Raw genomic sequence first — 7,105 nt, 5'->3', positions numbered from 1 at the left:
GTAGCGAAGTGGAGACCTAAAACTAACTTTTAAGTTTTCATCACTATTTTCAATACTAAATTAGAAAACCTTCGGTTTTTTGCTCGCTTACTTCGTAAGTGAAATAAAGAGGATTTATAACGAAAGGGGACTTCTTGCGGAATAAGTTAAACCTAACATATAATTCACTAATTCTAATTAATCCAATATCTCAAAATCCACGCCATGGCCGAATAAAAATAATATTACACTGGCGGGGACTTCTTTACTCTTACTATTATATGTTTTATCATTTATACTCAATAAATCTATTTTTTGGTTTATTTTTATAGTATAATATTCTTTATTGAATTTAGAAAATACTGCATGATTTAAGGGGTTAAAATATTCCAAGGAATTATATTTTATCTCTTTAACAATAAATCCCGTATATCCATGTAGAGAACCAATTACCCTTAAAAGTCTAATATCGTCTTCCATAACCTTTTCATCAAGTTCTAATCTATTTTTAGTATTTTCTATTATTGACAATATTTTATCCTTATTTTTCTTTTTATCAATTATAGATTTCCAGTTGCTGGTCTTTTCAAACTGTTTCACGCCTATTTTGTTTTTTTCAAACTGTTTTAATATTCTTTTACCCCATCCGCTTCCAACATAATTTAAATTTAAATTCTTTCCCAATATATACTCTATAAAATATCGCCTTTGATACCTATCCCAACGTTCTATGGTATTTTTTATTTCCTCATCTTGCGGTTTTAGGTAAATATGGTATCCCCTATTTCCACTATAAACTATTTTTAAATCATTTTTTGAAAGACCAAAATCAGGCATTAAAAATTCATCGATTAGTATAAATGTCTGATTTTTTGCTTCCTCTAAACAATATTTACAAATCCAACCATCATCCTTATGGGTGCATTTTTTTACCCTATGAACATCAATATCAAATGCCATCTCTCTTTTTAATATCTTTTTTTGAGAAGCACCGCCAATGGAATCCGGATGTTCCATATATGAAAGAGATTTATATAGATGAAATGGAGCGTTTTCCAAAACCCATTTTAAATATTCTTTTTCAGAATCGAAGGATATATTCCTATTATCTACCTTTTTTAAATATCCAAAACCTATTTCTTTATGCCGTATATCATCAGGAATTTCCAACCATTTTCTTTTAATAGCGTAAATAAAGTATTCTTTATAATGTTTTTTTACCTCATCCAATATTTTGTTTTTATTTTCATCCAATTGCTTCTCCTGTAGTTTATTCATCATATTATCAATAGTTTAACTTTTTTATATTTTTATTTTTTAACTAAAATATTTATCCCAATATACTGTTATATTTAATACCTCATGCTTAATTTAAGACTATTTTAAAACATTTAAATATTGGTTAAATATAAAATATAATATATGGATATGTTATAAATCAAATCTCTATATTAATTTTATCTTAAAATAATATTTTATTTTTGGTGGTAAAGTGATTGAAAATATTTATAAATTAGAGGACTGGAGGGCTCTAAAAATACCTCATACGGTAAAAATTGGAGATGAATCAGAACCAACAAAAACATTGGTAATTGAATTTAATAAAAATAGAAAGGTATTATCTACAAGAGAAGGATTTAAAACTGTTAAATATGTTGGAAATAACTCAATACCCGTTCCATTCTGGGATAAAGTCCATAACTATAAAGATTACGAAAAGCAGGTTTTGAAGAAAATAGTCATAGATAAAAAGGATATTGCACTGTTATCCACCGGGGCAAATATGGACAATCTTGCCGTTGCAAAAGAAGAATTTGATGAATTCTACACAATAGCATTTACAACTGCGGGAGCAAAATTTAATGCCATACGGTTGGGGGATGAAGAAGCCGATTACATCGAAAAAGACTTTAAAACATACAAAATCGTTAATGGAAAGTTGGTTGAAAAAGAAAAAGTTGGAACTGTTAATATCATACTTATAACAAATGCAGATTTAACAGATGGGGCAATGGCAAGGGCAATTATTACAATTACCGAAGCAAAAACAAACGCATTTCAGGAATTGAATATAAAAAGCACAAAATATCCAGAATTGCAGGCTACTGGAACAGGAACGGACAATATAATTGTTGTTAAAGGATTTGGGAAAAAGGCAGATTATACAGGAGGACATACAAAACTGGGAGAAATGATTGCAAAATGTGTTAAAAAAAGTGTAAAGGAAGCGCTGATAAAACAAGATGAATTAACCAACATCTAAAATATAAGTTATAAAAATGAATAAAATAGATTAATAAAATAGATTATATAGCTATAAATTTTCATTTAATTTTTTTAACTGCACAACAACAGGCACTGGATTGTGGAATGCCCTAGCGGTAAATGTTTTAATATCCTCTTCTTCCAAACTTTTTACAAATTCTTCGTTTATACTCTTGCCAAATACCAATGCCATAGTTTTTGAACCATAAACTGTTTTGTAGGTAATAATATAATTAACAGCTGCATCATTATGTGCAAAACCAATAATTATATCAACATCAAATTTATGCTTCAACCCTTCGTCTATATTTTGAAATCCTACGCCTTTCAAATAATATTTTTCAGGGTCTACCGTTTCAATCAATTTTAATGCAGCAGGATTTGCCGAAACAACCACTTCATGACCATTATTTTTTAGCATATTTAAAAGATATATAAATGAAGGAATTAAAACAGGAGGTTCTGGACACCCCAATATAACCATTATCTTCAAACTACCACCTTACCAAAATTTTAATTTAGACAGTGCCCCTTTTGTATTTTTTTTATTTTTTTTCTTTTCGCTTTTTATATATTCATTCAAAGGAATTTTTAAAACAAAGCTTCCATAGCATGGTTTTGTATATGGAAATATTATATACTCCCCCTTATAAGCTATTGGAATCGGTGGCTTACCAATTAACATAACACCTTCAATTATCTCTTCCCCAGCATCCAAATTTCTTATATTTTTATAATTACTTTTGATATACTCAGCACATTCCCTAAATGAGCCTTTGTGTAATATTTCATAATTATAATTATCAATACAAGCCATACTATCCCCTTTTTAAATAAATCTATTGCTAATTTATATATTTTATTGATATATTATATTTTGAACTATTTATGTTTTGACTATTAATTATGTAATCAATAATAAAATTTTTTGTGGGGTTATTTACAGAGCTCCGATTTTTAATATATATAACAATATTTGTTTTATTGGCATCATATTTCATACCTAAATATATTATCGGATAATCCGTATGGGTTCCATTGTATCCAGAATTCACAAGTGAAACCGCAGTTTTAGCCCCAATATCTATTTTATCCAGAGTCTTGTTTTTTTCATTAAAATTATTGTGTATAAAATAATAAATCGTAGCAGAAGACATTACAAGTATTGCTAAAAGCAATATTGAAAATTCCAAAGATATCTGAGCTCTTTTAGATAATAATTTCATACTACCCCACATGATTTATGTTATCATTGTAATAATATATATTATGTGGTTGTTAGTAATATATTTACCTATTTATTGCAAACCACTCCTTACACTAACTGCAACACCATAGTTAAACTCCATGAGCTCCTTTCCATTCAATATGGTTGTCCCATATGCAAGGAGCTCGTCATCTTCATTCACAACAAGCACCTCCTCATAGGGTCGGAGCTCCCTATCACAGTCAATTACAAACTTTGCATATACAGATTTTCCATCCCTTGCAAACTCTTGAACAGATTTATCCACAACAACCCTATAATTTGGGAATGGTATTTTTTTATGGAGAAGTTTTGCCCCTTCTTTTGCAGGTATGAGAAGGTTGTCGTTTGCCCTTAAAGTGAATAAAACTTCCTTTTTACCATCTATATTAATTAATACATTTCTTATTCGTCTTGTATTTTTACTTCGCTTTATGATAATATTTTGCAGGAGCTCATCATCAAGTATCTTAAAACCATATTGATATTGAAGCATTCTATCTATTCTTAAAGCATCCTTGCTTATTTTATCTTTATTTTGGTTGGAGTTATAATAACAGGTATAGTAGTTGTATGAATGTATATCCATTATTTTATCATTATACTGTCTTACAAACTCTTCTACGAATTTTTTATTATGTAATTTTTCATAATCATAGAGCTCAGGGATTTCATTTTGAGACAGTGGATATACTGTATCAATGTTTAACGGCACCAATCCAAATACATCATCTTTTATAAGAACATCCACATCGCTGTGCATATTATTTATATTTTCGCTGTACGGTCTGTTTATATCCTTTGATACTGTGGTGATAAATATTTTATCAAATTTTATCCTATTCAACCTTTTTTTATGCCTTAATACCTCAGGTCGAAACATGCTTTCGTATCCATTGTAGAAAAATGCAGATTTCTTTGTGATTGGGTCAAATTTCTCAATAAAGTCATTATATTTTAATGCCGTTCTGTATGCTTCCAATAGTTTTGGATGACATCTGCATCTTTCCTCTACGAGCTCCCATAGATTGCCCTCTTTAATGGCGTTTTTAATCCTATTAATCTCTTCAAAAGTTACATATAGGTTATGCTCTGCCAATAGTCTTATTCTATCTTTTTTATTCATCTTATAAAGTTCCTTTGGAGAGTATTCATTACAAACAGGGCATGAGCATGGGAATTTATCCAAATCTTTTAAATCCTCCAAATGAAGAGTCCCATCTTCTGTTAAATATCTATTATCCTTTGCATATAATGCATAAGCCGCACTATCAAACAAATCACATCCCAATGCAACAGAAAGGGCAAATATCATAGGATGGCCGCATCCAAAGAGATGAACTGGTTTATTTGTTGGAAGGAACATTTTTGAATTTATTATTATATCTACAACAGTTTTGTAGTCGTAGTTTTCCATAAGTGGCACAACAGCACCGATTGGATATATGTCAAAGTTCAATTTTCCCATAATTTCTGCACTTTTTCTTCTTAAATCCATATATGTAGAGCCCTGAACTGTGCCGTTTAAAAGTAATTTGTAGTTATTTTTTTCTCTTAGCTCTATCGATTCCTTTGCTCTTTTTATGGTTTCTTCAAGTTCCTTTTCTGCCTGCTCCTTACTTACATAAGGTGCTGTTGGAATATCCAATATCGTTCCAACATCCACACCTATTTTTTCTTGGAATTCGATTATTTCCAAAGGTTCAACCGCTACATCGCCATAAACACTCAGTTGAAAGGAACCGCTGTCAGTTACTATAACTTTGTCAAATCCCACTAAATTGTGGATGCCCTTTTCTTCAGCAATTGTTTTCAACTCAGGATTTGAATATGCAATATAGGAGTTTGTGATTATTACATCTGCGAGCTCTCTAATTTTATCTATTGAAACCGTCTGTTTCTTTGGGTTTGGATGAACAACAGGCATTATTGTTGGTGTTTCAATTGTTTTTCCATTTATTTTCAATTTTCCTATCCTACCCATGCCGTCTCTGTGTTTTATCTCAAACATAAATTCACCTTTTAGAAATTTAAATATTAAAATTAATAATTTTACAAGTTAAGATATATAGCATAAAAATATTATCTACATTATAATGATTAGTTTATAATTTAATTTTTAACTATTTATAAATAGGCATAAAAATTAAGAAATAAAAAAGCTATAATAGATAAAAAAATAATAAAAAATAAAGTTTTCTTAGACTAATTTATTCGTAAAGATGTTTTGTTCCCTCAGTGTCTGCTCCTCGTTCTATTAGCATTTTAACAATATCGGGTTGAATATAATCCTCTGCTACCATAAGGGCCGTTAAACCAAAATTATCTCTTGCATTTACATCTGCACCATTTTCTATTAGCAATTTTGCTATTTTTGTATAGCTGAGCTCTATAACTGACATCAGTGGGGTCCTTCCTATCCGGTTTTTTACATTCACATCTGCACCATTTTCTATTAATAGTTTAACAACATCATAATGATTTTGTAGTGCAGCCGCCATAAGTGGAGTTCCTCCAAACTTATTTTTGGCATTTACATCTGCTCCTTTTTTTAATAGTTCTTTTACTTTCTCAATGTCTCCACTTTCTGACGCCTCTATTAACTCCATATCCAAATCCATAATTTCACCAGTTTATGTTAGGAAATATAATTCTTTTTAATATATATTTATAAGGAAATATATTTCCTTCATATTTTGCATTATTATTAATAACATATAAATGTTTTTATTTTTAGAATTTAAATAGATAAATATAATAAAATTATAAATTAAAGCATTTTTAATTAATAAATAATATATATGGATAAAATAAAAATATATGAGGTTATTTAATGTATAAACAGGTAATGGTCATGAGAAATGATTTAAAGATGGGAAAAGGAAAAATAGCAGCTCAGGCATGTCATGCTTCAATCGAGGCATTCATCAGAGCTCAGAAAATATGTCCAAATGTTGTTAAGGAATGGTTAAAGGAAGGACAGAAAAAGGCTGTTGTAAAGGTAAATTCGGAAAAAGAGCTCCTTGAAATATTTAAAGAGGCCAATATTGAAGGTCTTCCATGCAGTTTAATAAGAGATGCTGGAAGAACACAGCTCGTTCCTGGAACATATACCGCAGTTGCAGTTGGTCCAGAAAAAGAGGAAAAAGTTGAAAGAATAACAGGCAAATTAAAACTACTCTAAATTATACTTTTACATCTAATGTCTTCTTCATAATATTCCTTTTTTATTTTAACTTATTCCGCAAGAAGTCCCCTTCCGTCTTAAAAATCAAAGATTTTTAAAATCTCCTCGCTTCGCTCGAAGATAAGGGAGGGGATGAAAGCCGAAAATTATTTATATAACTATTCTCATAATACTTATTGCTACCGAAAAGAAAAGGTAGCCTAGGGCTGGGACAGTCCGAAGTGACGCCTGTGGAGACTACGGGTCGGAAGCAGGAAGCTCCGTCCGTAAGGTCGGAGTAGTTCACTAGAAAGTCCAATCCTCGCTATAATCTTTAATTTTTTAATAAAATCATTAAAACTTCCTCTATTTTTGAAAATAAGTATTTTAATCCTGTCGTAGATGAGTGTTATTTTTAGTATTATTAATATATTTATATAAATTAAATT

8 protein-coding genes are annotated in these 7,105 nt (G+C 30.0%); 2 read left to right on the top strand and 6 right to left on the bottom strand.

Annotated features, from left to right (window positions below; all coding sequences use genetic code 11):
* Positions 1–177 precede the first annotated feature (177 nt).
* Complete coding sequence (priS, locus tag F7B34_RS03665) at positions 178–1,233, bottom strand: DNA primase catalytic subunit PriS (protein WP_292460446.1); 1,056 nt, start codon at positions 1,231–1,233, stop codon at positions 178–180.
* 238 nt (positions 1,234–1,471) lie between these two features.
* Here priS and F7B34_RS03660 point away from each other — a divergent pair, with 238 nt between their 5' ends.
* Positions 1,472–2,242 carry an adenosylcobinamide amidohydrolase gene (locus tag F7B34_RS03660; RefSeq protein WP_292460445.1) on the top strand — a complete coding sequence of 257 codons (771 nt, stop codon included), beginning with the start codon at positions 1,472–1,474 and terminating at the stop codon, positions 2,240–2,242.
* A gap of 51 nt (positions 2,243–2,293) precedes the next feature.
* Here the strand turns inward: F7B34_RS03660 and F7B34_RS03655 are convergent, their stop codons facing one another.
* The 5 genes from F7B34_RS03655 to F7B34_RS03635 all read right to left on the bottom strand — a co-directional run bounded on the left by F7B34_RS03655 (position 2,294) and on the right by F7B34_RS03635 (position 6,111).
* Positions 2,294–2,737, bottom strand: coding sequence for a DUF1890 domain-containing protein (locus F7B34_RS03655; RefSeq protein ID WP_292460443.1), 444 nt, complete (start codon positions 2,735–2,737; stop codon positions 2,294–2,296).
* A gap of 9 nt (positions 2,738–2,746) precedes the next feature.
* Positions 2,747–3,061, bottom strand: a complete 315-nt coding sequence (locus tag F7B34_RS03650) for a DUF1894 domain-containing protein (RefSeq protein ID WP_292460442.1) — start codon at positions 3,059–3,061, stop codon at positions 2,747–2,749.
* A gap of 28 nt (positions 3,062–3,089) precedes the next feature.
* Complete coding sequence (locus F7B34_RS03645) at positions 3,090–3,470, bottom strand: class III signal peptide-containing protein (RefSeq protein WP_292460439.1); 381 nt, start codon at positions 3,468–3,470, stop codon at positions 3,090–3,092.
* A 72-nt stretch (positions 3,471–3,542) separates the two neighbouring features.
* Positions 3,543–5,501 carry a tRNA guanosine(15) transglycosylase TgtA gene (tgtA, locus tag F7B34_RS03640; RefSeq protein ID WP_292460438.1) on the bottom strand — a complete coding sequence of 653 codons (1,959 nt, stop codon included), beginning with the start codon at positions 5,499–5,501 and terminating at the stop codon, positions 3,543–3,545.
* A 199-nt stretch (positions 5,502–5,700) separates the two neighbouring features.
* Positions 5,701–6,111, bottom strand: a complete 411-nt coding sequence (locus F7B34_RS03635) for an ankyrin repeat domain-containing protein (protein WP_292460437.1) — start codon at positions 6,109–6,111, stop codon at positions 5,701–5,703.
* 212 nt (positions 6,112–6,323) lie between these two features.
* On the opposite strand from F7B34_RS03635, the gene pth2 reads away from it, so the two are divergent.
* A complete protein-coding gene (pth2, locus tag F7B34_RS03630) occupies positions 6,324–6,674 on the top strand; it encodes a peptidyl-tRNA hydrolase Pth2 (protein ID WP_292460436.1) in 351 nt (116 codons plus the stop codon).
* Positions 6,675–7,105: the final 431 nt, after the last annotated feature.

It is taken from the genome of Methanothermococcus sp., assembly GCF_015523155.1.
In the GTDB taxonomy this organism is placed as follows: domain Archaea; phylum AGJL01; class Methanococci; order Methanococcales; family Methanococcaceae; genus Methanofervidicoccus.
This window is presented reverse-complemented; position numbering and strand designations above follow the sequence as displayed.